At 66.2% G+C, this 25,452-nt stretch carries 26 protein-coding genes and 1 pseudogene; 15 read left to right on the forward strand and 12 right to left on the reverse strand.

The window, feature by feature from the left end:
* Positions 1-38 precede the first annotated feature (38 nt).
* The 3 genes from ACQP2D_RS02420 to ACQP2D_RS02430 all read right to left on the reverse strand — a co-directional run bounded on the left by ACQP2D_RS02420 (position 39) and on the right by ACQP2D_RS02430 (position 1,494).
* Positions 39-506, reverse strand: coding sequence for a flavin reductase family protein (locus tag ACQP2D_RS02420; RefSeq protein ID WP_433685492.1), 468 nt, complete (start codon positions 504-506; stop codon positions 39-41).
* A 184-nt stretch (positions 507-690) separates the two neighbouring features.
* Positions 691-1,164: a YbaK/EbsC family protein gene (locus ACQP2D_RS02425; protein WP_433682100.1), complete on the reverse strand. Its 474-nt coding sequence runs from the start codon at positions 1,162-1,164 to the stop codon at positions 691-693.
* 51 nt (positions 1,165-1,215) lie between these two features.
* Entirely contained in the window at positions 1,216-1,494 is a 279-nt protein-coding gene (locus ACQP2D_RS02430) for a 2-oxo-4-hydroxy-4-carboxy-5-ureidoimidazoline decarboxylase (RefSeq protein ID WP_433682101.1), read from the reverse strand.
* A 484-nt stretch (positions 1,495-1,978) separates the two neighbouring features.
* Here ACQP2D_RS02430 and ACQP2D_RS02435 point away from each other — a divergent pair, with 484 nt between their 5' ends.
* From ACQP2D_RS02435 to ACQP2D_RS02445, 3 genes are all read left to right on the forward strand, one after another.
* Positions 1,979-2,800 carry a crotonase/enoyl-CoA hydratase family protein gene (locus ACQP2D_RS02435; RefSeq protein WP_433682102.1) on the forward strand — a complete coding sequence of 274 codons (822 nt, stop codon included), beginning with the start codon at positions 1,979-1,981 and terminating at the stop codon, positions 2,798-2,800.
* A gap of 89 nt (positions 2,801-2,889) precedes the next feature.
* Positions 2,890-3,396: a MarR family winged helix-turn-helix transcriptional regulator gene (locus ACQP2D_RS02440; protein ID WP_433682103.1), complete on the forward strand. Its 507-nt coding sequence runs from the start codon at positions 2,890-2,892 to the stop codon at positions 3,394-3,396.
* Complete coding sequence (locus ACQP2D_RS02445; RefSeq protein WP_433682104.1) at positions 3,393-5,177, forward strand: MDR family MFS transporter; 1,785 nt, start codon at positions 3,393-3,395, stop codon at positions 5,175-5,177. The genes ACQP2D_RS02440 and ACQP2D_RS02445 overlap by 4 nt, the downstream gene beginning before the upstream one ends.
* Positions 5,178-5,263: 86 nt before the next feature.
* On the opposite strand, the gene ACQP2D_RS02450 is transcribed toward ACQP2D_RS02445, so the two are convergent.
* Both ACQP2D_RS02450 and ACQP2D_RS02455 read right to left on the reverse strand, forming a co-directional pair.
* Positions 5,264-5,803: a PaaI family thioesterase gene (locus ACQP2D_RS02450; protein ID WP_433682105.1), complete on the reverse strand. Its 540-nt coding sequence runs from the start codon at positions 5,801-5,803 to the stop codon at positions 5,264-5,266.
* Positions 5,804-5,845: 42 nt separating this feature from the next.
* Positions 5,846-6,142 carry a putative quinol monooxygenase gene (locus tag ACQP2D_RS02455; protein WP_433682106.1) on the reverse strand — a complete coding sequence of 99 codons (297 nt, stop codon included), beginning with the start codon at positions 6,140-6,142 and terminating at the stop codon, positions 5,846-5,848.
* 114 nt (positions 6,143-6,256) lie between these two features.
* Here ACQP2D_RS02455 and ACQP2D_RS02460 point away from each other — a divergent pair, with 114 nt between their 5' ends.
* The 6 genes from ACQP2D_RS02460 to ACQP2D_RS02485 all read left to right on the forward strand — a co-directional run bounded on the left by ACQP2D_RS02460 (position 6,257) and on the right by ACQP2D_RS02485 (position 9,546).
* Positions 6,257-7,234, forward strand: coding sequence for a GlxA family transcriptional regulator (locus ACQP2D_RS02460; RefSeq protein ID WP_433682107.1), 978 nt, complete (start codon positions 6,257-6,259; stop codon positions 7,232-7,234).
* A gap of 55 nt (positions 7,235-7,289) precedes the next feature.
* Entirely contained in the window at positions 7,290-7,412 is a 123-nt protein-coding gene (locus ACQP2D_RS02465) for a hypothetical protein (protein WP_433682108.1), read from the forward strand.
* 272 nt (positions 7,413-7,684) lie between these two features.
* Positions 7,685-8,170 carry a hypothetical protein gene (locus tag ACQP2D_RS02470; RefSeq protein ID WP_433682109.1) on the forward strand — a complete coding sequence of 162 codons (486 nt, stop codon included), beginning with the start codon at positions 7,685-7,687 and terminating at the stop codon, positions 8,168-8,170.
* Between the two features lie 54 nt (positions 8,171-8,224).
* Entirely contained in the window at positions 8,225-8,644 is a 420-nt protein-coding gene (locus tag ACQP2D_RS02475) for a hypothetical protein (RefSeq protein ID WP_433682110.1), read from the forward strand.
* A 54-nt stretch (positions 8,645-8,698) separates the two neighbouring features.
* The gene (locus ACQP2D_RS02480) at positions 8,699-8,893 is read left to right on the forward strand and encodes a hypothetical protein (RefSeq protein ID WP_433682111.1); all 195 of its coding nucleotides are present in this window, start codon (positions 8,699-8,701) and stop codon (positions 8,891-8,893) included.
* Between the two features lie 434 nt (positions 8,894-9,327).
* The gene (locus tag ACQP2D_RS02485; RefSeq protein WP_433682112.1) at positions 9,328-9,546 is read left to right on the forward strand and encodes a hypothetical protein; all 219 of its coding nucleotides are present in this window, start codon (positions 9,328-9,330) and stop codon (positions 9,544-9,546) included.
* A 395-nt stretch (positions 9,547-9,941) separates the two neighbouring features.
* On the opposite strand, the gene ACQP2D_RS02490 is transcribed toward ACQP2D_RS02485, so the two are convergent.
* On the reverse strand, positions 9,942-10,442 hold the full coding sequence (locus ACQP2D_RS02490) for a hypothetical protein (RefSeq protein WP_433682113.1): 501 nt from the start codon (positions 10,440-10,442) through the stop codon (positions 9,942-9,944).
* Positions 10,443-10,642: 200 nt separating this feature from the next.
* Here ACQP2D_RS02490 and ACQP2D_RS02495 point away from each other — a divergent pair, with 200 nt between their 5' ends.
* Positions 10,643-11,869 (forward strand): helix-turn-helix domain-containing protein, encoded by a 1,227-nt coding sequence (locus ACQP2D_RS02495; RefSeq protein WP_433682114.1) that lies wholly within the window; start codon positions 10,643-10,645, stop codon positions 11,867-11,869.
* 297 nt (positions 11,870-12,166) lie between these two features.
* On the opposite strand, the gene ACQP2D_RS02500 is transcribed toward ACQP2D_RS02495, so the two are convergent.
* A complete protein-coding gene (locus tag ACQP2D_RS02500; protein WP_433682115.1) occupies positions 12,167-12,658 on the reverse strand; it encodes an inorganic diphosphatase in 492 nt (163 codons plus the stop codon).
* 192 nt (positions 12,659-12,850) lie between these two features.
* Between ACQP2D_RS02500 and dacB the strand changes: the two genes are divergently transcribed.
* From dacB to hpt, 4 genes are all read left to right on the forward strand, one after another.
* Entirely contained in the window at positions 12,851-14,314 is a 1,464-nt protein-coding gene (gene dacB / locus ACQP2D_RS02505; protein ID WP_433685494.1) for a D-alanyl-D-alanine carboxypeptidase/D-alanyl-D-alanine endopeptidase, read from the forward strand.
* Between the two features lie 43 nt (positions 14,315-14,357).
* On the forward strand, positions 14,358-15,446 hold the full coding sequence (locus tag ACQP2D_RS02510) for a zinc-dependent metalloprotease (protein ID WP_433685495.1): 1,089 nt from the start codon (positions 14,358-14,360) through the stop codon (positions 15,444-15,446).
* A gap of 362 nt (positions 15,447-15,808) precedes the next feature.
* Positions 15,809-16,888, forward strand: a complete 1,080-nt coding sequence (tilS, locus tag ACQP2D_RS02515) for a tRNA lysidine(34) synthetase TilS (RefSeq protein WP_433682116.1) — start codon at positions 15,809-15,811, stop codon at positions 16,886-16,888.
* Positions 16,889-16,939: 51 nt separating this feature from the next.
* Complete coding sequence (hpt, locus tag ACQP2D_RS02520; RefSeq protein ID WP_433685496.1) at positions 16,940-17,497, forward strand: hypoxanthine phosphoribosyltransferase; 558 nt, start codon at positions 16,940-16,942, stop codon at positions 17,495-17,497.
* Here hpt and ACQP2D_RS02525 read toward each other — a convergent pair whose 3' ends face one another.
* Both ACQP2D_RS02525 and ACQP2D_RS02530 read right to left on the reverse strand, forming a co-directional pair.
* Positions 17,498-17,758 carry a cyclase family protein gene (locus tag ACQP2D_RS02525; protein ID WP_433682117.1) on the reverse strand — a complete coding sequence of 87 codons (261 nt, stop codon included), beginning with the start codon at positions 17,756-17,758 and terminating at the stop codon, positions 17,498-17,500.
* Between the two features lie 173 nt (positions 17,759-17,931).
* Positions 17,932-19,977 (reverse strand): serine/threonine-protein kinase, encoded by a 2,046-nt coding sequence (locus ACQP2D_RS02530; protein WP_433682118.1) that lies wholly within the window; start codon positions 19,975-19,977, stop codon positions 17,932-17,934.
* Between the two features lie 169 nt (positions 19,978-20,146).
* On the opposite strand from ACQP2D_RS02530, the pseudogene ACQP2D_RS02535 reads away from it, so the two are divergent.
* Positions 20,147-20,233: pseudogene (locus ACQP2D_RS02535) on the forward strand (hypoxanthine phosphoribosyltransferase); the annotation flags it as partial.
* Positions 20,234-20,273: 40 nt separating this feature from the next.
* On the opposite strand, the gene ACQP2D_RS02540 reads toward ACQP2D_RS02535, so the two are convergent.
* The 3 genes from ACQP2D_RS02540 to ACQP2D_RS02550 are packed head-to-tail and all read right to left on the reverse strand — an operon-like array spanning position 20,274 to position 25,374.
* A complete protein-coding gene (locus tag ACQP2D_RS02540) occupies positions 20,274-20,987 on the reverse strand; it encodes a cyclase family protein (protein WP_433682119.1) in 714 nt (237 codons plus the stop codon).
* Complete coding sequence (locus ACQP2D_RS02545) at positions 20,984-23,233, reverse strand: serine/threonine-protein kinase (protein WP_433682120.1); 2,250 nt, start codon at positions 23,231-23,233, stop codon at positions 20,984-20,986. Before ACQP2D_RS02545 ends, ACQP2D_RS02540 begins: the two co-directional genes overlap by 4 nt.
* The gene (locus tag ACQP2D_RS02550; protein WP_433685497.1) at positions 23,230-25,374 is read right to left on the reverse strand and encodes a protein kinase domain-containing protein; all 2,145 of its coding nucleotides are present in this window, start codon (positions 25,372-25,374) and stop codon (positions 23,230-23,232) included. The genes ACQP2D_RS02545 and ACQP2D_RS02550 overlap by 4 nt, the downstream gene beginning before the upstream one ends.
* Positions 25,375-25,452: the final 78 nt, after the last annotated feature.

The following is a 25,452-nucleotide window of genomic DNA, read 5'->3' on the forward strand; positions in this document are numbered from 1 at the left end:
ATCGAACGCTATTGCTGCCCAGCAGAATTCGACCGAGCTCAGTCCTCGAGCGAGGTCGGGCGGTAGTAGCGGCCGCGGTAGTAGAGCAGTGGCGCGGCGGCGGGCTGTTCCTCGGTGCTGTCGCGCACCCGGGTGACCAGGCCGACGACGAAGGTGTGGTCACCGATCGGGATCAGCTGCTGAATGGTGGCCCGGATCCAGATGGGGGTGCCGTGCAGTACCGGTTCGCCGGTGTCCAGGGTGGTCCATAGCGAGCGATCGGTGAAGCGTTGATCGGCGGTGCGGGCGAAGCGTTGGGCCAGATCGTGCTGATGTTCGCCGAGGAAATGGATGACCACGGACTCGGCCGCCCGCAGCGCGGTCAGGCTCGACGAGGTGTGGGCGATATTGAAGGAGACCAGCGGGGGCTCCAGGGACAGCGATGCGAATGAGGTGGCGGTAAAGCCGACCGGACCGTTTTCCGAGCCGAGGGTGACCACGGTGACGCCCGCGGGATAGTGCCGCATGGAAGCGCGGTACTGCTCGGCGGTGATGCCGCTCAGATCATCGGGAATCTGGATGTCCGTGGCAGGCGGTTGAGCATCAGTCACATGACGAAACTACGCCGGGTTTGTCGGTAATGGGCCGTCGCATGGTTGTTGGACTGATCTCCCTTGCGCGGTCCGCACTGTTCCCGAGCGGGCACGGAATTCAATCCACGTCGATCGGAAGTCCGGCGGTAATGCGCACCAGTTCCCGAAACGAGGTGCGGAACACGGTATTCGGAACGCCGCCCGCGGCCCACACCTCCCGGTGCGCCGATAGCGCGTTGTCCACCCAGGTCGGCAGGTTGGTGGGGTGGCCGACCGGCGCGATGCCGCCGATGGGCTGACCGGTCACCTGCTGCACCATATCGATGGGGGCAGGGGTGAGTGTGCCTTCCAGCCGCGCGCCGGTGTTCGCCAGATCCACCTGATGCGCGCCGGAGACCAGCAGCAGCACCGGATCCTCATCGAGCAGGAACACCAGGGATTTCGTGATGGCACCCACATCGACGCCGAGTGCCCGTGCGGCATCGGCGGCGGTGGGCGTGGGGGCGGGCTGAGTGACGATGACACCATGGTGGCCGCGCGCGATCAGGGTATCCGCGACCCGGCATGCGACTGGTGGAAGCGACCTGCGCATGGATCCAGAGTAGAGCGATTGCGGGCAATACGCCGGACGAGTTTCGCTCGGTCAGTATTCGGGATATCCGTCGGTGGGTCCGAGCATCCGGTCGATCCGGTCGTGCACCACCCGGGCCAGCTCACTCACGTTGCGCTGCGAGACCTGTTCGTGCACAACCGCATCGAAGGCGCGATCGAGATCGGATTGAGAGAGTGCGAGCAGTTCGACATCCGCCGTGGCCAGCAGCGCATCGCGATCCGGGTAGGGCCGGGCGTCGGCGAGCGTGGCCGCCCAGGTGACATTGCAGCAGACTTCGAACAGCGCGTGGACGGCACGGGCGCGAGTCATCGCGTTGAAACGGTCAAGCCCTATTCCTTGATGCATCAGCACGATGGCCTCCCAGCCCGATGATGCGGGGTTTGCTGACTCGACCATCATGCGGCCGGCGCCGATGGGTGAACCAGTGCGCCACACCAACATTTGCACAGCATTTACATGCTGTGTTGGATTTGCCGCGCCTGCGGCGCGGCGTGTTCGCGGCCCCCTTTTGTCTCGCGTCCGAGCCGTCGAGACTCGCGCCTGCGGCGCATGCGCTTCGACGGCTCGGACGCGAGACGGGCCGCGAACGGTCGCTCGTAAGACTCGCTCCGTGGTGGTCGCCTCGAGCGGGTAGTTCGGTGTCGGAGGTGCGCCGTCCAGCGGCTGAGGCTCATGCCTGCGGTGTATGTACTTCGACGGCTCGGACGCGAGACGGGCCGCGAACGTCGCTCGTAAGACTCGCTCCGTGGTGGTTGCGAGAGTCCGCAGACGACTGTCTCGATACGCTGTACAAATGACTGATTGGCAGGCTTTCGCCGTTGAAACCAAAGACCATGTCGCGCAGGTCACACTGACCGGTCCCGGCAAGGGCAATGCGATGGGTCCGGACTTCTGGCGGGAGCTGCCGGAGATCTTCCGCGGCCTGGACGCCGATCCCGAGGTCCGTGCCATTGTGCTCACCGGTTCCGGCAAACACTTCTCCTACGGACTTGACCTGCCCGCGATGGCCGGGACGTTCGGTCCGCTGATGGCGGATAGGGCCCTGGCCGCGCCGCGCACCGACTTCCTCTACGAAGTGCGCCGGATGCAGGCCTCGGTGACCGCGGTGGCCGATTGCCGCAAGCCGGTCATCGCCGCGATCTCCGGCTGGTGCATCGGTGGCGGGCTGGATCTGATCGCCGCCGCCGATATCCGCTATGCGAGCGCGGACGCGAAGTTCAGCCTGCGCGAGGCGAAGGTCGCGATCGTCGCCGATATCGGGTCGCTGCACCGGCTGCCCGGCATCATCGGCGAGGGGCATCTGCGCGAACTCGCCTACACCGGCAAGGACATCGACGCGGCGCGTGCCGAGAAGATCGGCCTGGTCAATGACGTGTTCGCCGATCAGGATGCGGCACTGGACGCGGCGCACGCCACCGCGCGCGAGATCGCCGCGAACCCGCCGCTGGTGGTGCAGGGCGCCAAGGATGTGCTCGAGCAGCGCACCAAGGATCAGGTGGCGGCCGGGCTGCGCTATGTCTCCGCGTGGAACTCTGCATTCCTGCCGTCCGAGGATCTGACCGAGGCCATCCAGTCGGTCTTCGAGAAGCGCGCCCCAGAGTTCAAGGGCCGGTAAAGGCCGTTTAATTGCTTGCCCTAGCCGCTAGGTCGTCTACATACTTGTATCACGCAACTAATTGATTGACGCAAGTAAAGGTGAGTCCAGTGGATGAGGACGAGCGGTCGGTCGACACGATCGCGATTCAGCTCACCCGGCTGCAGCGGATCCGCGATCGGACGGCCGCGCAGCTGCGAACCAGGGACGGTGTGGATCCCGCGGCATTCGCGATCTTGTTCCGGCTGCTCTGTGACGGGCCGATGCGCTCGGGCGCACTCGCCGACGCGGTGCATTCGGATGCGTCGACGATCAGTCGGCACGTCGCCCACCTGGTCGAGCGGCAACTGGTCGAGCGGCAGGCCGATCGCAATGACGGCCGCGCCACCGTGCTGGCCGTCACCGAGCTCGGTCGCGAGGTCGCCGAGCGGATCCGCAGGCGCCGGCACGAAAACCTGACCCGGGTGATGGCGGCCTGGACGCCGCAGGACCGGGTCGCCTTCGCCGGGCTGCTTCGACAGTTCGTCGACGACTACGAGCTGGCCAAGCCCGCCATGATCGCGGCCATCCGCAACGACCAGAACCTGTACAGATTCGAGATGGAGAACGACTCGTGACAGCACCGGCCACCGTGGAGGAGTCCACGGGTTTCACCCACCGGCAGATCCTGACCATTCTCAGCGGTCTGATGCTCGGCATGCTGCTCGCGGCCTTGGACCAGACGATCGTCTCCACCTCGATCCGCACCATTGCCGACGATCTCAGCGGCTATTCGATGCAGGCGTGGGCGACCACCGCCTATCTGATCACCGCGACGCTCGCGACGCCGCTGTACGGCAAGTTGTCCGATATGTTCGGCCGCAAGCCGTTCTTCATGGCGGCCATCTCGATCTTCGTGATCGGTTCGCTGCTGTGCACGATGGCGCAGTCGATGTACCAGCTGGCGGCGTTCCGCGCGTTCCAGGGACTCGGCGCGGGTGGTCTGATGTCGCTGGCGCTGACCATCCTCGGCGATATCCTCAGCCCGCGTGAACGCGCCAAGTACCAGGGCTACTTCCTCGCGGTATTCGGCACCTCGAGCGTGATCGGCCCGGTGCTCGGCGGTGTGCTCGCCGGACAGGACACCATCCTCGGGGTCAGCGGCTGGCGCTGGGTCTTCCTGGTGAATGTGCCGGTCGGCCTGATCGCGCTCGCGGTCGTCTCCAGGGTGCTCAAGCTGCCGAAGCGGCCGCACTCCACCGACCGGGTCGACTGGTGGGGTGTGCTGGTACTCGCCATCGGCATGGTGCCGCTGCTCATTGTCGCCGAGCAGGGACGCGAATGGGGTTGGGGCAGTGGACGATCCATTCTCTGTTATGTGATCGGCGTGCTCGGCGTCATCGGGTTCGTGCTGGTCGAGAAGGCGATGCGGGATAAGGCGCTGATTCCGCTGCGGATGTTCGCCAATGGGACGTTCGCACTCGGCGTGCTGATTTCGTTCGTGGTCGGCGCCGCCATGTTCGGCGGTATCTCGCTGCTGCCGCAGTACCTGCAGGTGGTGCGCGGGGCCAGCCCGACGATGGCGGGTCTGCAGCTGCTGCCGATGGTGCTCGGCATGATGACCGGCTCGATCGTTTCCGGCCAGTTGATCTCGCGGACCGGGCGCTACCGGATCTTCCCGGTCATCGGTGCGACCATGCTGACGCTGGGCCTTTTCCTGTTGCATTTCCTGAATGCCGACAGCCCGCTGTGGGTCGCCATGATCTTCATGCTCTGCACCGGATTCGGGCTCGGCAATCTGATGCAACCGCTCACCGTGGCGTTGCAGAACGCGTTGCCGCCCAAGGATATGGGCGTCTCCACCGCCGCGGCGACCTTCTTCCGGCAGATCGGCGGCACCCTGGGTGTCGCGGTATTCCTGTCGATTCTGTTCGCGCAGCTGACGCCGAATATCTCTACCGAGATGCAGTCCGCGGCCACCGATCCGGCCTTCCAGCACGCGGTGGTCGAGGGTGCGCAGAGCAGCAATCCCGCCGATGCCGCGCTCGCGAAGGGGCTGCTCGCGCACGACACTTCGGCGGCCGGTGGGGTGCTGAAGGACAGCTCGATCGTGCAGCAGCTGAATCCGGAGCTGGCGCGCCCGTTCAAGGTCGGATTCTCCGAATCGATGTCGACGGTATTCCTGTCGGTGACCGGTGTCGCGCTGCTCGCGCTGATCCTGGTGCTGTTCTGGAAGGAAGTGCCGCTGCGGATGGTCGGCGGTATCGAGGCGGCCAAGGGTGATGCGGTGGCCAATGGTGCCGGGCCGGATGTGGTCGAGCGCATGGGGTTGACGAGCGTCGGTGGCGAGGCACTGCTGTCCGAGGATGCGGTGAGTTCGACCAACGGTGCCGGACCGAGGTCCGGCACTTCCGCCTGAACCTGTCCGGAGTGAATCGCGCCCGGTCCCGGCAGTCGTCGGGGCCGGGCGCAACTCGTTTCACGGTGGTCTTCTGGGTAAACGGCTCAGGAGGCGCTGTGGTCCGGGCCCGCGTTCGAGGGCGTGAGGATCGAGCAAGTGGCAGTGGCATGGGCGTATAGCTTGCCGTCGGTGGTGCCGGTGACCCGTGCCTCAGCCGTCGCCATGGTCCGGCCGACGTGGACGGTGACCGCCTCGCATCTCAGTCGGGAGGTGTGGGCGAAGACCGGGCGCAGCATGTGCACATTGAGCTGCATGGTGGTGTAGGCGCGACCCCGGGGCAGTACGGTGGCGATCGCGCTGCCCAGGGCGGAATCGAGCAGTGTGGCCACGAAGCCCCCGTGTACGGTCCCCATCGGGTTGAGCAGGTGCTCGCCGGGATCGCTCTCGAACGCTGCTGTGCCCTCGGCGACCTCCACCAAGCGGAATCCGAGTGTCCCGGCGATGGGCGGCTCCGGGATCTCCTCTTCTAGGATCTTCTGAAGCAGTTCCAGGCCGGTCAGACCACCGGCCTCGGCCCAGGGAAGGGGCTGCTGCCAGGTGTGGGTGCGTGAACGCGGCACGTTGGGGTTCGTGGTCACTGTCATCGTTGTCCGTCTCCTCGCTCGGATGTGGTGCGCCGATCCCCGTCAGGAGATCTTGACGCCGAGCAGGTCCACGGGTGTGATGACCGGAGCCGAGCTGAGCATGGTTTCCGCAGCGGCCATGAGTGCGGCGGCGATCTCACCTTCCAGATGCCTCTGACGACCCTGCTCGTCGTCGAACGTGTCGAATACTCCGAAGGTGGTGGCGTCCAGGCGGAACGAGAACCAGGTCACCGTGTGCTGCTCCCGCTCGGCGAGCGTCACCGCATCTCGCAGCATCTCCGCAACCTTGTCGGCGTACTCGGGTTTGGCCTCGATACGGGCCAGCAGACCGATCTTCATCGTGGTCACTCCTTGTCTGGGAAAGCCGCCGGATCTGCGGCTTATAGCAAACCTACGTCGCTGATCAGCGACCACATCAGTGGCAGAAACGACACTTTTGATAGCGTTTACGCCATGAAGGTCGCTGTTCTCGTCTACGAGGGGGTGTTCGACTCCGGCCTCGCGGCGATCCTCGACGTATTGGACAGCGCCAATGCGATGGGCGAGGAGGCCGACGTGATGGGCGAGGAGATCGTCGAACCGCCGTCTTGGCACGTGACCACGGTCGGCCCCGAGCCCCAGGTACGCACCGGAGCCGGACACCTGGTCACGGCCGAGTCCCTTGCGCACGCCGATGCGGCAGATCTGCTGCTGGTCCCCGCTCTGGCGGAACGTCGCCCAACGGCGCTGCTCGACCATGTCGGCGGTGATCAGTCGCTTCCCGTTCGGAACCTGATCGCGCGAACCCGTGAACGCGGCGCCGCCATCGCCTCGGCCTGCACCGGCACCTTCCTGTTGGCCGAGGCGGGAGTCCTGGACGGCCTGCGCGCGACGACGACCTGGTGGCTCGCGCCGATTTTCCGCGGGAGGTACCCGGCGGTCCAGCTCGATCAGAGCCGGATGGTCATCGCCTCGGGTGGCGTCACTACTGCAGGTGCAGCCTTCGGACACGTAGACCTCGCCTTGGCGATCGTCCGGGCGAGCAGCCCCGCACTGGCTGACCTGGTGGCCCGCTACCTGGTGGTCGACGAACGCCCGTCCCAGTCCACCTACACCATTCCCAGCGCCCTGGCACAGAGCGATCCCACGGTCGCGGACTTCGAACGCTGGGTCCGCGAACGCCTGGCCGAGCCCATCAGCATCCCCGATGCCGCGAAAGCCATCGGCGTCAGCAACCGCACACTGCAACGCTCCATCCGGCGCACCATGGGAACCTCGCCGATCCGCTTCGTCCAGGACCTCAGGATCCAGCAGGCTTCCCACTTGCTGCGCACCACCGAGCTGCCGCTGGAAGCCATCGCCCGGAGAGTCGGCTACGAGCACCCGAACACACTGCGCGTGCTTCTTCGCGAACGCACCGGCAAGACCACGCTGGCCCTTCGGGGCGTCTGACCCGCCCAGAACCGGTTGGCGGCAGGGCCGAACTGCGGCGGTTGCGGCTGCGGGCGTGGACCAAGCCGTCGCCCTCGAAGGCACGCCGGTCACCCGCAATATCCGAACCAACATGATCGCCATCACCCAGGACGCCCTGGCTGCCGACGGCCAGGACTTCTACACGAGCGAGTGCTGACCCGTTTCCCCTACACGCCCCTGAATCTTGTCCAGCAACCCGTTCACCGCGGCCAACGACGACCATCGATCGACATTCACCACCCCTGGATGCTCATCGGAGCGAGCGACATACGCAGCCTCGAGTTCGGACCACTGAACATGAATCGCGGACATCATCGCTCCATGGTGCCAGATCTACTACGCGTCGTAATAGATGAACCGTAAGAACCACCGCCGCTTGCCCCCATTTTTGGGGGTAACGGTATCCGAGGATCATCCGACGAACGGCCCATGAGTCCGAAAAGCCGGAAGGTTCAACAGTTCTCGACGCGAGCCGGTGTCACGGCCGCGGTTGCGGTTGCCATGCTGGTCGGGATCGGTGGGCCCGCTGCCGCCACACCGACCGATCCGGTGGTTCAGTTCACGCCGACTCTGACCCGGGTCCCGGGTGGCAAGTGCGCCGCGGTCATCAATGGCGAGACCGTGCCTCAGGCACAGTCCGGTGTGTTCGGCGTCCGGGTGAAGATCACGCAGACCGGCCAGTTCTGCGGGCCCTATCGGGTGGCAGTGCGCTGGCGCAATCTCGATTCGGGGTACAGCGACGGGCAGTCGCATCGCGTCGACGAGAACGGCGTCATCACTGCCACGGACGGCGTGATCGTCGGCATGGGTACGGCGCTGGGGGTCGGGCGGGTGGAGGCGTCGATCGTCACCACCTATGAGGATGGCCGGGAGATGGAGTACCTCGCGGGCACTGCGGCTTTCACCCTCGGCTGACGGCAGCCCGCCCAGCCGATCCGATTCCGGACCCAGAAAGGAGATCGATACACCATGACGCGAATTCTCGAGTCGCCCAAGGCGAAACGCATCCTCGCGGGTGCGGCCGCACTCGGCGTCGTCGCCAGCGTGACCGCATTGACCGCGCCGCCGGCGTCGGCGACCGTCACCAGCATCGCGATCGCGCCCGGGTTCACCCTCGGCACACACCGGTACGGGACGACCTGTTCGTACACCGTGACCGTGGCGGTGGACGACGACAGCCAGACGGTCTACTTCTTCGAGCAGGGGCAGGGGCCCAGCGGATTCGCCGAGGCGAAGCCTTCCGGCGGCGTCGCGAAGGCGACATGGATTCCGTCCTCGACGAAGATCACCTACATCTATGCCGTCCAGCCGAACGCGTCGGCTCAGATCAGGCAGCCCGTTGATGTCGGCAACGGCGTCAACCTCGGATCCGCCTGCGCCGCCACCTAATTCGCTACCACCGCTTTGTTTTATCCCAACCACCCTATGTTCAAGGAGTGTCAAATGTTCGCACGGCGTGGAATCTTCGTCGGTGTCCTGATCGGCGTGGCGACCCTGGTCGGTGGCGGCGCCGCCACGGCCGACCCGCTTCCGCTCGAATCGCCTGCTCCGGCGCAGGTCGAGCCCGCTGCCGGCGGGTTGTGCAACGCCGACCCCATTCTCACCCTGTGGTGCTTGATCGCCAGCCCATCGGCGTAGCTGTTGTCTGCCCGCATCGCGTCCGGTCCCGGCAGTCGCCGGGGCCGGGCGCAACCCGTTTCTGTTGTTGCTGCGCCGCATCCCAGCCGACAGCCCACGGCTGGAGATCTCCGGAGACCTGTCCGTGCTCGCGACCTGGCTGCAGCAAATTCTGAGCCCTCCGCGGTGTCGGTTACCGTTGGCGGCCACGACTACCTGCACCGCTACTGCCGAATAGATTTGCTGCGCAGGGTTTTTCTTGCGCCGGTGGATCGGCGACAGTCTGTTCCTCGCAACGGTGTGCCGAAAACCCTTTGGGCACACGGGTACAGGGTGAAGAAGGTGTAATTGCCCCAGGGGGCGGTTGTTCGAACCCTAGGGTTGGCTGTGCGAGGCGTTTGCTGTCCCTACCGTAAGCGAGGTAATCAATCAACCTCGCTTTCAGGAGCAGTGAAATGCGAATCAAGTCCTTCATCGCGGCCGGTCTTCTCGCCACCGCCGCCGTCGCCGGGGTGTCGACGGCAGCCACCGCCTCGGCCGCAACGGGCTACTACTACGGCAACTACGCCACCTATGCGGCATGTGCGTCGGACGGCGCCTCGCCCGCCACCGGCGGCTACTACTGGGAGTGCGTCGACACCTACAGCGGTTGGGATCTGTACATCTACTACTGAGTCGATCCGCTTCTCGAATTCGGTATAACCGCATCGTAATTCGAGTTCGAAGGGACATCCGGTCGATCCGGATGTCCCTTTCGCATATCCGGCACAGACTCGAGGTGATAGGTGGTAGCCCTGTCGTTCACTGAACGGACCGTCCTCGCGGACGTCTCGGGGGCGGAGCAACTTCCGTCCAATACTCGTGCCGAATCGCATCCCACAATCGCGATAGTTCGGGAAATTGCTCGCGCATCTGCACAAGGTCCGGGGCCGATGCCGCGGCGAACGAAACCAAAGGCTCCTCGGACCCATTGCATACCAACATCATCCGAATCCGGAGGCAGTCGATCCGCCACTCGGCCAGCCAGCCGTCTGCCTCGGTTCGGTGTATGTCCATTCGCGGATGTGCGCTATCGGGTTCGCACATCGTCCGAGTCGTGCGCCATCGACTCGAGCCGGTCCAACACTTCACGTAACGTCCCCAGCGTGGGGCCGCCGTGCATCGGTGCATCGATCCCCGGTGTCGGCGGGTAGGCGATACCTCGCGCGGCGGCGCGTTCACGCGGGCTCATCGACTGCGGAACCAGTCGACCGGCCAGGACAAGCGTGTGCTGCGCCGCCGCTTTCCACACGCACTGATGAATACGGCACGCCCGATGCCGCTGCGACAACTCATGTGCCAACTCCACGTCCGCGAAATCGCACAACGGCTGCGGCACAACGAATATCTGTCGCCCGGCCACGCTACTGAAAGCCTTTCGGTCGTCGACGATTTCCGGGTCGACCTCCCAACCCTCGTCGTCGACGAATGACCATGACCCGTCGGCGCGTTCGAGATATCGCGGACTGTTTTCAGGTGCCATCGCCAGTTTCCGGGCGTCCTCGTCATCGAGTCGTGCTGGTTCTTTCACGCCTGCCCCCTTGCATCGTCCATTTGTGGGCTCCCGCCGCCGAGGTGCCGATGAGTGCACGGCATAGACCCGGCGGCGGGGCTGGGAAGCACGCTAAGTGCCCATTTCTGGGTGGTTGGGTACAGTTCGTACCCCCGCCGATGTGCCCACGTCCGGTTACGCTGGAACCACTCGAACCAGCCGGGTGAAGGGGTGAGGCGATGTACAGCCCTGACGACAGCGCGCCAGTCGGCGAGCGGATCAAGTGGCAGCGTGAGCGCATCGGTATGTCACGGCCCGTTCTGTCGGGGCTGGTCGGCCGGTCGGCCGAGTGGCTGAAGGCGGTAGAGAACGGCCGCATCCAAACTCCCCGGCTGCCAATGCTCTTGCGGATCGCGCGAGCGCTCGAGCTCGAAGACCTGGCCGAGCTGACCGGCAACGACCATGCCGTACCGGTGTCGGTGTTCGCTGGTGAGCGACACTCCGCACTGAACGAAGTGCAAGCGGCACTGACCGACTTCCGGCTGAGCCCAGCGGAACGCCCGGTAAGCGCCGAGCACGTGGCCGAGCGGCTGCGACAGGCCTGGAGTGTGCGCCACGCCAGCCCGGATCACCGCAGTCAGCTCGGCGCGCTACTGCCCGGATTGATCAGGGATGCGCAGCGCGCGGCTCGCTCGACCGGGGACGAACGCCGGGCCGCCCGGCGTGTGTTGGCCGGTGTCTATCAACTCGCTGACTTCTACGTCGCGTATCAGCCTGCGCCCGAACTGGTTTGGCTCGTCGCTGACCGTGCGCTGAACGAGTCGTACGAAGCCGACGACCCGTACATCATCGCGTGCAGCGCGTGGGCAATGGTGCAGGCACTGCGGGATTCAGGCCGCTGGTTCGAGGCAATAGTGCTGGCGCGCAACGCGATAGACCGAATCTCGCCGTACCTCGATGGGGATGAGACCGCCGACGACTGGCGCGGAATCGCAGGTGCCCTCGAGGCCGAGATCGCGTACGTGCACGCGCGCCGAGGCCGCTACGGGGAAGCCTGGGAACATTGGGAACGCGCCGACCGGACTGCACGCCAGCTAGGCCCTGGGTATCGGCATGTGCAGACCTCGTTCTCGATGCCGGTGATGGCGGCACACGCGACCACGCTCGGTGTAGAGCTGCGCCGACCCGGTGAAGCGCTGCGTGCGTCTAGGGAATTCGATGCCGACCAAATAGCCTCGCTGCCGCGTCGGAGTCGTCATTTCATCGAGGTAGCCCGCGCTCATTTCCAGCGCGACGAGTCGACCGCCGTCCTTGCCATGCTCGACAAGTCGGAGCGCACTGCATCCGAAACGATCCGATACAACGGCTACGCCCGCGAGATGCTGTACGCCCTGGCGAAGCGCCCTCCGTCGGGGATGCGCGACGACGTCCGGGAACTGTGTCAGCGCGTCGGCGTTGCTGGCTAGGCGCCAGCCGCTCAGCGATCTTCCCGCACAGCTGTAGAGCCTTCGATCCATTCGGCGTAGCTGTCGGTGCACCATTCGACACCTCGCCTGGTTTGGTGGGTCCGCCGCCGGGCATCCGGTGTTTGAACGCGGATTCACGAAGGGCGCACAGCGCTTTGCGGTGCTGCCTCCGCGACGAGTAGTGCCCGGTGAGGTTGATCACATACTGGTCCATGAAAAGAAAGCGGGAAGTCCGAAGGTGCCGGACTTCCCGCTTTCATTGGTGGGTAGGCGAATCGTCCACCCGCCCTATAGAACTCAGTGGCCGCCGTTTTCCTGCAGGCGCTTGAACGAGGCCTCGATCTCGGCTTCGGCCTCGGCGCGGCCGACCCACTCCGAGCCCTTGACGAACTTGCCCGGTTCCAGGTCCTTGTAGCGCTCGAAGAAGTGCTTGATCGCGGCCAGTTCGAATTCCGGCACATCGGCCAGGTCCTGGATGTGATCCCAGCGCGGGTCGCCCGCGGGCACGCACAGGACCTTGTCGTCGCCGCCCTTCTCGTCGACCATCTTGTACATCGCGACCGGGCGCACCTCGATCAGGCAGCCGGGAAATACCGGCTCGGGCAGCAGGACCAGCGCGTCCAGCGGGTCGCCGTCCTCACCGAGGGTGTTCTCGATGTAGCCGTAGTCGGCCGGGTAGACCATGGACGTGTACAGGAAGCGGTCGAGCCGGACCCGGCCGGTCTCGTGATCGACCTCGTACTTGTTCCGAGAACCCTTGGGGATCTCGATGGTGACGTCGAACTCCACGCCATCTCCTTACTCGGTGCTTCTGTGTGGACTGTCGCAAGCGGTCGTCGGAACGCCGACTCGACAGGTGTTCGGGGGGAACGGTGCCGCAACGAGGATAGTGTGGTCCGCGGGCACTTGGGTGCGGTAGGTGGGTGGCCCCGGCGACTGTTCGAGGTCACGGGAAACGACTACGACAGAGACGGCGGGCACGTGGTGGGTGGCAGCAGCAGGAATATCGGTGGCTTGGCCGCCAAGCGGCGCCGAAATATCTGGATCGGCGTTGCGCTCACGCTGGCCTTGCTGCTCGGTGCGGTGGCAGGCGTGGTGATCGCGCTGAAGCCGTGGACCGAGGAATTCCGGCACGGCGGGCTGACGATCGCCGCGCCACCCGACCCCGTCGAACCGAATCCGCAGGTAGCGCCCGCGCCGTCGAATGCGTCCGCACCCACCGCGGCCGGTATCGCCGCCGCGCTCGCGCCGGTGGTCGCCAACCCCGACCTCGGGGCATTTGCCGGTGAGGTCACCGACGCCGCCTCGGCGACGGTGCTGTGGAGCGCGACGTCCGATAAGCCGATGATCCCGTCCTCCACCGCCAAGGTCCTCACCACCGCGGCCGCCCTGCTCACCCTGCCGTCGGATCACCGGGTGAGCACCCGCGTCGTCACCGGATCGGCGCCAAATGAGTTGGTACTGGTCGGCGGTGGTGATCCGACGCTGACCGCGCAGCCCGACGGCAAGGGGTACTACCCGAACGGGCCGCGGCTGTCGGATCTGGTAGCGCAGATCAAATCCTCCGGCCACGCCGTCGACACCATCGTGGTCGACACCTCCGCATATAGCGGTGCGCCGATGGCCCCCGGCTGGGATCCGGTCGATATCGGCGAGGGCTCCATCGCGCCGATGGATCCGGTGATGCTCGATGGCGGCCGCCTCGATCCGCTGGTGGAGTACTCGCCGCGCACCCCGACTCCGGCCCTGGCCACCGGCCAGCGCCTGGCCGTCGCACTCGGCCTCGATCCGGCCAAGGTGCGGATCGGCAATGCCGCCGCCGATGCCACAGAAATCGCGAGTGTGCAGTCCGCGCCGCTGCGCGACCGGCTGCGCGACACGATGGTCCACTCCGACAATGTGCTCGCCGAGGCCATCGGCCGCGAGATCGCGGTCGCGAGCGGCAATGAGCCCTCGTTCACCGGTGCCGTCGCCGCACTCGAGACCGCCCTCGGCAAGGCCGGATTCGATATCACCGGCCTCTCGATGCGCGATAGCAGCGGCCTGTCGACCGAGGACCGGGTGCCGGCCCGGCTGCTCGACAAGATCATCGCCACCGCGGCGAAGCCCAGCGGCGCCAACGCCGTTCAGCCGAGCAACACCATGGCCAGGCCGGAAACCGATCGGATCGCGGTCACTTTGGCGCCGATGCTCGACGATCTGCCGATAGCGGGTGCGACCGGGTCGCTGATCAGCCGTTATGTCACGCAGAACCGAGGCGGCGCGGGGTGGGTGCGGGCCAAGACCGGAACTCTGTCGGTGGCGAGCACGTTGGTCGGTTATGTGCTGGACAGCGACGGGCGGGTATTGACCTTCGCACTGATGTCGAACGATCGGCCACCGGAGCTGAGTCGTCCCGCATTGGACGCCCTCGCTGGCACGCTGCGTAACTGTGGATGCTCGTGACGGGTGGTTGACCATGTTCGAAGGCACTGACAAACCTGGCGATATGCCCGCCGTGGATTCGGGTGCGGATGGCCCGGTCGAGCGCAAGCGCTCCGGATTCTCGGGCGCGGTCGATTGGCGACTCGCCGCGCGCACCGGCGCGGCCCTGGTGCCATCCGGCCCGCGGACCTCACGCTATTCGGCCGAACAGGTGGTCAGCGAACTCGCCGAGGCCTCGCTGCGGGCGGAGGGGCCGGTCCGTGAGGTGAGCGGACTGCTCGACGACGCACCGGTGCCCTCGGCCCGCGTCGTGGACCGGCCCGGCTGGATCACCGCCGCGGCCGACTCCATGTCCCAACTGACCGGCACCGGCGCGCAATCCTCGGACAAGGGCCTGTTCTCCGGCAAACCCGCCGGTGTGCAGGCGGGCGCGATGCTGGCCTTCCTCTCCACCGCGATCCTCGGCCAATACGACCCGTTCACCGGACCCGATGGGACGCTGCTGCTGGTGGCGCCGAACATCATGGCCGTGGAGCGCGCACTCGGGGTTTCGCCCACCGACTTCCGCTTCTGGGTCTGCCTGCACGAGGTGACCCACCGGGTGCAGTTCTCCTCCGCGCCGTGGTTGACCGACTACATGCGCGCCAATGTCGACACCCTCGGCGAGGTCGGCGATGAGCCGCTGGCCGATATGCTCGGCCGACTCGTCGAGGAGGTGCGCGACCGCCGTCGCGGCACCGCCTCGGACGATCCGAATTCGCGCGGCATGGTCGGGCTGCTGCGCGCCACCCAAGCTCCGCCGCAGCGCGAGGCGCTGGACCGGCTGCTGATGCTCGGCACGCTCTTGGAAGGCCACGCGGACCACGTCATGGACGCGGTCGGCCCGGCCGTCATCCCCACGGTCGAACACATCCGCGCCGCCTTCGACAAACGCCGCAAACGCCCGTCCAACCCACTGCAGCGCATACTCCGCGCGCTGCTCGGGGTGGACGCGAAGGTCGCCCAGTACGTCCGCGGCAAGAAATTCGTGGACGCCGTGGTGGACCGCGTCGGCATGGCCCAGTTCAACACCATCTGGACCAACCCCGAAACCCTCCCGCGCCCAGACGAAATCGAAGACCCCCAGCGCTGGATCACCCGCGTACTCGGCTGATCCGCGCCGTCGCGCCGAACTAGCTAGTGCCCCGTCCAGATCGGTTGCCGCGCTATCAGGTCCGGCTCACTCGCCGAGCGCAGTCGAAACGCGGCACGACACGCCCCCCGCACTGCCATATGACTGCGCTCGACGGATCTCAGTTACCTCGGAAACTATCTGGACGCGGCAGTAGAACTGCTGTCGCACAAGTAATGGCTGTTGCGCACACGGTGTGAGGTCTGCGCGACCATCACTGGTTGTGCGCCAGTGGGGGAGCTGGCCGCCATCGGCGGAGCGGGGGCGGCGGGCTGGTCGGGTGGTGGGGTTTTGCGGCGGTTGCCGTAGGTGGGGGCTGATCGATACGGCGGTAGTCTCCGGGTATGAGGCGTGCGGCTGGCGGGACGCCGGGGGGGTCGCGGCGGCTGCCCGAGACCGGTGCGGTGCTCGAGGTGCGGCGCGCGGTGCGGGGATGGCTGGCCGATTATGCGCCGGGCGCGGGGCGGGGCGTGGCGGTCGCATTGTCCGGCGGTGCGGATTCGCTGGCGCTGACCGCCGCTGCGGTGGTGGAGGCCGCTGACGTCGACGCGCTTGTTGTCGATCATCAGCTGCAGTCCGGATCGGGCCGGGTCGCGGCCGAGGCCGCGGCGACGGCATTGGCGCTCGGATGTCGATCGGCCCATGTGCTGCCGGTCGAGGTCGGCAGTGCCGGGGGATTGGAGGCGGCGGCGCGCCAGGCTCGGTATGCGGCGCTCGATGCGGCTCGCGGCGGGCTACCTGTCCTGCTCGGGCACACCCTCGATGACCAGGCCGAAACCGTATTGCTCGGACTCGCGCGGGGTTCGGGTGGGCGGTCGATTCAGGGGATGGCGGCATTCGCCGAGCCTTGGGGGCGGCCGTTGCTCGGGGTGCGGCGGTCGGTGACCAGGCAATTGTGTGCCGATCTCGGGTTGAGCCCGCATGAGGATCCACATAATTCGGCGCCGGAGTTCACCAGGGTGCGGTTGCGCCATGAGGTGCTGCCGCTATTGGAGGAGGTACTAGGCGGAGGGGTCGCGGGGGCGTTGGCGCGCACGGCCGAGCAACTGCGCGATGACGGTGCGGTGCTCGACGCGCTGGCGGAGGAACTGTTGCATGCCGCGAGTGCCGGTCCGATGCGGGTGGGCGGGCCGAGCGGGAGTGACGATCCCCACAATGACCGCGCCGACAGTGATTGCCCGACCCTCTCGATCGAGACGCTCGCCACTGCCCCCACGGCATTGCGCCGACGCGCGATTCGTGCATGGTTGCGGGCCGGTGGTGCTAAAGCGCTGACCAACAAGCATTTACAGGCGGTTGACGAATTCATTACCGCATGGCGCGGTCAGGGTGGCGTCGCTGTCGGCGGCGGAGCGCCGGGCAGCAGGTTGGTCGCGGCGCGCGAACATGGCAGGCTGACTTTGCGTTTGCGTGGGAGCCGATGACACATAATGGATCGGCCGGGGATCTACACCAGGGAAGGGAAACCAACTGACGTGTACGAGGGCGATATCGCGTCGGTGCTGATCACCGAGGAAGAGATTGCGGCCAAGACCCAGGAACTGGCCGAGCTCATTGCCAAGCGCTATCCGGCCGACGCCCCCGAGGGTGATCTGCTGCTGGTCGGTGTGCTCAAGGGTGCGATCTTCTTCATGACCGACCTGGCCAAGGCGCTGCCCATCCCGACCCAGATGGAGTTCATGGCCGTCTCCTCTTATGGTTCGTCCACCTCGTCCTCGGGCGTGGTGCGCATCATGAAGGATCTGGACAAGGACATCGCCGGACGCAACGTGCTGATCGTCGAGGACATCATCGATTCCGGCCTCACGCTGTCCTGGCTCAAGCGGAACCTATCCACCCGCAACCCGGCCTCGCTCGAGGTGGTCACCCTGCTGCGCAAGCCCGATGCGCTGCGCACCCACGTGGAAGTCGCGCATGTCGGCTTCGACATCCCCAATGAATTCGTGGTCGGCTATGGCCTGGACTACGCCGAGCGCTACCGCGACCTGCCCTACATCGGCACCCTGGACCCGAAGGTCTACGGCGGGGCCTGATCAGCACCGGCCCGGGCCGAACCGGGTCTTCCCGCTGGCCGGTGTCAATATCGACGTGGCCCCCGTCGGCGTCGCCTTCGCCCCTGCGCATTGTTCGCGGACGTCGATCTTCACTGCGGGCAGCAGCAGGTCGGCCAGGTCGAGTTCGTCGGCGGCCAGGCCTTCGGCGTGGATGTGGATCGGTGCGCCCCATTGGGTTCCGGTGTGCTCGCCCTGCTGCAGATAGCGCAGGTAGTAGCCGTCGTTGGCGACGGTCGCCACGATATCGGCGCGGAACTCCGGGGCAACCGGGAACGAGCGGATCCAGATGCTGTGCGGTCCAGATACCGCGTTGTGCAGGCGAAAGCGGAATCAGCTTGGTGGGGTGTGCCTGCTGTCGTGCAGTGATCGCCGCCAATCGGCGGTGAACCGAGCGACGGCGTCGGTCCAGATCGTCACCGGGGCGGCTCGGCCACTGCGCTCGGCCACCCACGCAGGGTACCGACCACCACCCGGCTGAACCGCGACACCCGATTCCGCTGCGACCGATTGTGCTTCGCCTCTCGCGCCGCCCGCTCGTCACTGTCCGGCGCTACCACCCGCTCCAGCGCTCGCAGGTCCGCCTCCAGCGCTCGGAATAGTAGGTAGGATCCGACGAATGCGATGATGGCGCCCACACAAAGCACCCGCACCGCGACGATCACCATCGGAATATCGCCCGGCGGCAGGAAGGTCACACCGGCGACCGCGAGTAAGGGGACCGAAGCGGCAACAGCCAAATACCCGGTGCAGCGGCGATCGAGCGAACGTAACCACACGGCGTCCTCAGCACTGATCTCGCCGTGCCGCAGGAAGATCGGGTAGATGCAGCGCACCATGTAGAACGTCGCAAGGAAGAACGGATATGACGCTGCGATGGCACCACAAACCACCAGCGATACGAGGAAGTGCACTACCAAGCGTGCCGTGATCTCGCCTGTCGCCATCTGTAGCGCAATCGGAAAGGCCAGCCCTGCGAGTATCCACAGCGCGAACGGGATAGCCACCGCGCGTTCGCCGAGTAGCAGCGCATCGGCTCTGGCGTGGTTCAGCGTCTCCGGGGAGTAGCGCCGTCCCTTGCGCAGCCCACGCGGCACCATCAGGACATATCTCGTCATGTAGATGACCAGGACCACACCCAGTGGGAAGGTCACCGCATTCAGCACTCCGGTGATGATCAGGAAGGTGCGCTGCGCCTCCTCGGTCATCCGATCGACTATCAGGTGCTCATTGTGCTGGATGTTGTACAGCGAAGCGAGGACATTCGGCGCGGCGATGGCGAGCGTCAGCATCGGGAGGACCCACCCCCGCAGTCGCCGCCGCCAGCTGCCCGGCTTGGGATCGACCAGTTCCCTGGCTCGCGGGTCCAGGCAGATATCGAGCTGTTTGGCCAGAATCTGGCCGCTGGACCAACGCCGGGCCCGCTCGGGCTCCAGGCACGTCAATAGCATCCGGCGCAGCGCGGCTGGGCAGTCGGCGGGAACCCGTTCCAGCGCGGCGTCTTCCACTCCCATGGTGCGCCGCTCCAGCATGGCCTCGAGGGTGGTGTCGTCACCGTGCGAACCGGCGCCCGCAGTGGAGTCGTCGAAGGGTTTGGCGCCGGTGAGCAGCTCCCACAGCACCACCCCGAGCGAGTAGATATCGGAGCGGGTATCCAGATCGGCCGCGGTCCGGTCGTGGCCGGGGTGGCAGGCTTCCAGCTGTTCGGGGGACATATAGGACAGCGAACCGCCGAAGTAGGCGACCTGGCTGGTGCCTTCGACATTGCGGCTGAAGCTGATGTTGAAGTCGGCCAGCTTCGGCACCGCCTCGGCGGTGAGCAGCACATTCGCGGGCTTCACGTCGCGGTGCAGCACGCCGTGCGCCGAGGCGTAATCCAGGGCCTCGGCCAATCGGCGGCCGAGCCAGGCGACGGTCTCCGGCCAGGTGAGTGCCGCGATCTCGGCACGCACGCTGGAATCGGTCGGGCGGATCTCGCCCTTCTCCTCCATGGCCGCGTCGACGGCGTCCAGCAGCAGCCTGCCGCTGCGTTCGGCCGGTGGCGTGGTCCGCAACCAGCGCAGCACGCCGAGCAACGTGCCGCCCGGCAGGAACTGCATATACAGCAGTCGCAGCCGCCGCGAGCCGTCCGCGAGTTCGTCCCCGGTATCGAGCAGCCGCTGGTCGAAGACCCGCACGATGTAGTCGTGGTCCAGCTGGGCCAGAGTCTGCGGCTCGGTGCCGTGGTCGGCGGAGATCTTCACGGCCACCAGACGCTGCAGCGAGCGCTGCCGGGCCAGGAAGACGCGGGCGAAGGCGCCGCTGCCCAGGCCGGTCAGCAAATCGAAATCATCGATTCGTTGGCCGACTTCGATGCGATCGAGGACATTGAAAAGTCCCGGCTCGCGGTCGGCTGTGCTGCCGATCGCGGTCGCAGGGCCCGTCAGGTCGGCGGTCGCGTTTGCAGTGATCTCCGCAGTCACCTCCTCCGTTCGATTCACAGTGGTACTACGAGTCGAGGTGGTGGTTCGGTTCAGATCCGAGTTAGCGGCGGGTCCGGTTGGTACGGGCAGCGTGCGGGTCCACCCGTTCGCCGCTGTGCTTGCGGACCACGAATTCTTCGTACACCAAACCGGCCGGGATGCTGCCCGGATCGTCGGCTACGGCCTCGATTACGCGGAGCGCTACCGCGATCTGCCCTATATCGGCACCCTCGACCCGAAGGTCTACGGCGGCTGATCAGCGGTGTACCCCGCAACCGCCACGGTTCGACCATCACTCATGGAGTGAGCGCGAATATCGTTGCGGGCGAACCCGACCCGCCCCGATAGAGCGCGCCGCCAACGAGCACCCAGGCCCCTGTGGCGGGCAGTTCGGCGAGATTCGCCAAACACTCGAGGCTGATCCGGTGCTCGCGATACAGCAGCTTCGATACCGCATAGGTGTCGTCGGTCCCCAGATCCGGGCCGAAGGTGTCGATGCCGAGTGCTCCACGCCGCCCGAGCCGCCCGGTCCGCAATAACCATTCGACCGTCTCGACCGCGAATCCCGGCTGATGGTAGGCACTTTCGTCGGTGCCGATGAACTCCGGCGTTCCCCATTTCCCGTCCCACCCGGTCCATGCCACCACCGCCGACCCATCGGGAATACGCCCGTGCCGACTTTCCCACTGCTTCAGGTCCACGACGCTGATCGCATGATCCCGATCGTGCGCGCACTGATCCCGCACGTCGATTTTCACCGCGGGCAGCAGTAAATCCTCGAGGTCGAGTTCGTCGGCGGCCAGCCCGTCGGCGTGGAAGTGAATCGGTGCGCCCCAATGGGTTCCGGTGTGCTCGCCCTGCTGGATATAGCGCAGGTAATAGCCGTCGTCGGCCACCGTCGCGACGATATCGGTGCGGAATTCCGGATCACCGGGAAATAGCGGTGTCGTCGCCGGATCATGCACATGGGACAAACTGACCAGCCGCCCGAACGGCAGCGCGGTGGTCATCGCTGCCGTTGCGGAATCGCCCGCGCCAGGGCCAGCAGATCGGCCTCGAGCATGCGGAACAACCGATAGGAGAGCACGAACGCAAGAATGCCACCCACGCTGAGCACTCGCACCGGAAAGATGACCAGATGCAGATCGGCGGCGTCGACGAAGGTCGCACTGGCCACACCGAGCAGCGGGACCGAGGCGGCCACACCCAGATAGAAACTGCCGCGTGCGGCGACTTTGCGCAATTGGCGTTCGTCCTTGGCGCCGATGCCGCCGCGCACCAGCAGCTGCGGATACACCGACCGCACCGCGAAGATCATGATCGGGAAGAACGGATAGGCAAGTGCGATCGCGGCGCAAACCACCTGTGCGGCAAAGAAATGCAGGAAGGTCTGCCGCGGCAGATCGACGCCGGCGAGGCCCAGCGCCAATGGCCATCCCAACCCGGCGATCAGCCAGAAGCTGAACGGCACCCAGACCGCCCAGTCACCCATGTGCAAGGTGTCGCGCCGCGCCGCGGCCAGCAGCCGAGGTGAGTATTCGCGACCGCGCGACAGCCGCAATCCGATGGTCAGCGGGCGGCGGGTGAGGAAGAGCAGCAGCAGTGCGGCGATCGGGAAGGCGATCAGATTATTGATCAAACCCACCGTCGCGAACCGTTCCTGATCGGCCACCGACATCCGGTCGATGACCAGCGACTGGTTCAGGTTGATGTTGTAGAGGCTGGCGAGCACATTCGGCACGCCGATGCACAGCCCGAGGATCGGCAGCAGCCAGCGGCGGGCCCGATAGGCCAGGCTGGTCGGTGCCGGATCGACCAACTCCCTGGCGCGGGCGTCGAGGCACAGATCGAGCTGCGCGGCGAGTTCGGCGCCATTGCGCCAGCGCCGTTGCGGATCCGCCTGCAGACATTCGAGCAGCACCCGGCGCAGGGCGCTCGGGGTGTCCGCGGGCAGTCGCGCCAGCGTCGCGTCGGTGATGCCCTGTTCGCGCAGGCGCACCATGGTCGCGAAGGTTTCGGCGCGGGCATCAGGATCGGCGGGCATCGGTGGATCGTCGAAGGGAGCCGCGCCGGTGAGCAGTTCCCACAGCAATGCGCCGAGGGAAAAGATATCGCTGCCCGGACCCGGTGCCGCGGCGCTCGGGTCGAGCAGTTCGGCCAGTTGTTCCGGGGAGCGGTACGGCAGCGAATCCGGTTCTACCGCCGCCGAATTCGTCACCGATCGCGGCGCGGCCGTGCGCACTGCGAAATCGGCGAGCTTGGGTATGCCCTCGGCAGTGAACAGCACATTGGCCGGTTTGATATCGCGGTGCATTACGCCCTGCTGTTCGGCGTAATTGAGCGCGTCCGCCAGTCGCCTGCCGATCCAGGCGACCGTCTCCGGCCAACTGAGCGTGGCGATTTCGGCGCGCACACTCGAATCGGCCGGGCGGATTTCGCCCTTGGCCTCCATGGCCGTATCGATGGCGCGCAGCAGCAGGACGCCACCGTCGGTCTCCGCGCCGCGCCGACGTTGCGCGAGCACCCCGGCCGCCGTGCCACCGGGCAGGTACTGCATATAGACCAGACGCGTCGATGCGGTCATCTCCGGCGCCGCCGCCGATGTGGCGGTGACCAGGCGCTGATCGAAAACCCGCACCAGATGCGGGTGGTCCAGTTGCGCCATATTGTGCCCGCCCGCCGCCCGACCGATCGAAAGCCGCACGGCGACAAGGCGCTGCATGGATCGCTGCCGGGCGAGGAAGACCCGGCCGAGTGCGCCGGCGCCCAGATCGGTGATCAGATCGAAGTCGTCTATGCGGCGGCCCGGACTCAGATCAGCGACCAGTGCGGCCACGCGCTCGGTATCCGCCGCGGTGTCGCCTTCGTCTGCGAAATCGGTCAGCCGCGCGCGGACCTCATGCGCTACCTCCGGATATTCGGTGAGGAAGTCATCCAGTTCGAGCGGGCCGTACCGGCGCCGGGCCAGGAACTCTTCGCAGATCAGGTCGACCAATTCCGCACTGTCCTCGACCTCGGGAAACTCCTTGCGGTACTCGGTAATGCGCTTTCCGAGGCCGGCCCGGTCCCAGCGATGACGCAGGTCTATGCGGACCAGATCGGTGAGTATCGCCAGCCGCACCTGGGCGCCGTCGGGGACGTATTCGGCGATCGTGGGGGGTTCGATCCGATCGCCACGCATGCAGCGTTGCCAGTCTTCGGTGAATGTGCTGATGGGGTCGGTCTCGCCGCGATTCGCGAAATCGGCAGATGTCACGATGGCCGCTCCAGCGAGGCGGGCGTGCCGCGCTCCCGCCCCACCGACACCAGGTCCCGGTCCAGGGTCTCCTCGGGCGCCACCACCCGCTCCAGTGCGCGCAGATCAGCCTCCAGCGCACGGAAGAGCAGGTAGGAGCCGATGAACGCGATAATGCCACCCACACACAGCACGCGCACCGCGGCGATCACCATCGGAATATCCTCCGGAGGTAGGAAGGTCACCCCGGCCACCGCGAGCAGCGGTACCGACGCAGCGACCGCCAGATACCAATTGGCACGGCGGTCCAAGCCTCGCAACCATACGGCATCCTCGGTGCTGATCTCCCCGTGCCGCAGGAAGATCGGATAGATGCAGCGGACCATGTAGAAGCAAACCAGGAAGAACGGGTACGCCACCGCGATCGCACCGCACACCACGATCGAGGTGAGGAAGTGCACCAGCGCGTGTGCCGGCACATCCCCGGCCGCCACAGCCAGCGCGATCGGGAAGGTGAATCCGGCGATGACCCACAGCGAGAAGACGACCACGACAGCCCGATCGCCGAAAAGTAGGGAATCCGCTCTGGCCAGCCGCAGCGTCTCCGGATCGTAGCGCCGCCCTCGGCGCAGCCCGTGCGGTACCGATATCACTTTTCGGCCCATATACAGGATCAGTGTCGCGCCGAGCGGGAAGAAGATGCCGTTCACCACGGTGGTGATGATCATGAAGGTGCGTCCGGCATCCGCGGGGAGCCGGTCCACGATCAGATGCTGGTTGTGCTGGATGTTGTATGCCGAGGCGAGGATGTTCGGGATACCGATCGCCAGCGTGACGATCACCAGTCGCCACGCCCGCATCCGCAGCCGCCAGCTGCCGGGCGGCGGGTCGACCAGGTCCCGGGCCCTGGGGTCCATGCACAGATCGAACTGCTTGGCCAGCACCGCGCCATTGGACCAGCGCCGCGTCCGATCCGATTCCAGACAGGTCAGCAGCACTCGCCGAAGCGCGGCCGGGCAGTTCGCCGGAACCCGTTGCAGTGCAACGTCATCCAACCCCGCGGTGCGGCGTTCCAGCATGCCCTCCAGCGCCGTATCGTCGCCGTGTTCGGTTGCGGTCGCGGTGGAATCATCGAACGGTTTCGCGCCGGTCAGCAACTCCCAGAGCACTACACCGAGGGAGTAGATATCGGAGCGGGTGTCCAGATCCTCGGCGGTGCGCTCGCGGCCGGGATGGCAGGCCTCCAGCTGCTCCGGCGACATATACGCCAGCGATCCACCGAAATAGGCGACCGGACTGGTGCCGGCCACATTGCGGCTGAAGCTGATATTGAAATCGGCCAGTTTGGGTACCGCCTCGGCGGTGAGCAGGATATTGGCCGGTTTCACATCCCGGTGCAGCACGCCGTGTGTGGAGGCGTATTCGAGTGCCTCGGCCAGTCTGCGGCCCAGCCAGGCCACGGTCTCCGGCCAGCTCAGTCCGGCGATCTCGCTGCGCACGCTGGAATCGGTCGGCCGGATCTCGCCCTTCTCCTCCATGGCCGCGTCGACCGCGTCGAGCAGCAGTTGGCCGCTACGTTCAGCGGGCGGGGTCGCGCGCACCCAGCGCAGCACGCCGAGCAATGTGCCGCCGGGCAGAAATTGCATGTACAACAACCGGAGTCGGCGCATGGTCGGATCGCGGGCGTCCTCCGAGCCGAGCAGCCGCTGATCGAACACACGCACGATGTAGTCGTGATCGAGTTGGGCCAGAGTCTGCGGTTCGGTGCCGTGGTCTGCGGAGATCTTCACCGCGACCAATCGCTGCAATGACCGCTGCCTGGCCAGGAAGACGCGGGCAAAGGCACCGCTGCCGAGCCCGGTGAGCAGATCGAAATCGTCGATGCGCTGGCCGATCTGGATCTGGTCGAGTGCGTCGAAGCTCCCCGGACCGTTGCCGACCGTGGTCCGAGTGGCCGTCTCTGTACCGGTTGGACCGATGGCTGCAGTTTCGCTCGGGTCGACGGCTGCCGTCGCGTCCGGATCGACGGTTGCCGTCGCGTCCGGATCGACGGTTGCCGTCGCGTCCGGGTCGACGGTTGCCGTCGCGTCCGGGTCGACGGTTGCCGTCGCGTCCGGATCGATGGTTGCTCGGGTCACCTCATTAGCACGAACGGACCCCATGGTTCGGTTCAGCTGGGTCGATTCGTTCGGTTCGCTGTTTTGGGCGGTCCGGGTCTGCTCAGCGGCCGCACGAGTTCT

It is taken from the genome of Nocardia sp. CA-119907 (assembly GCF_050955995.1).
Lineage (GTDB): Bacteria > Actinomycetota > Actinomycetes > Mycobacteriales > Mycobacteriaceae > Nocardia.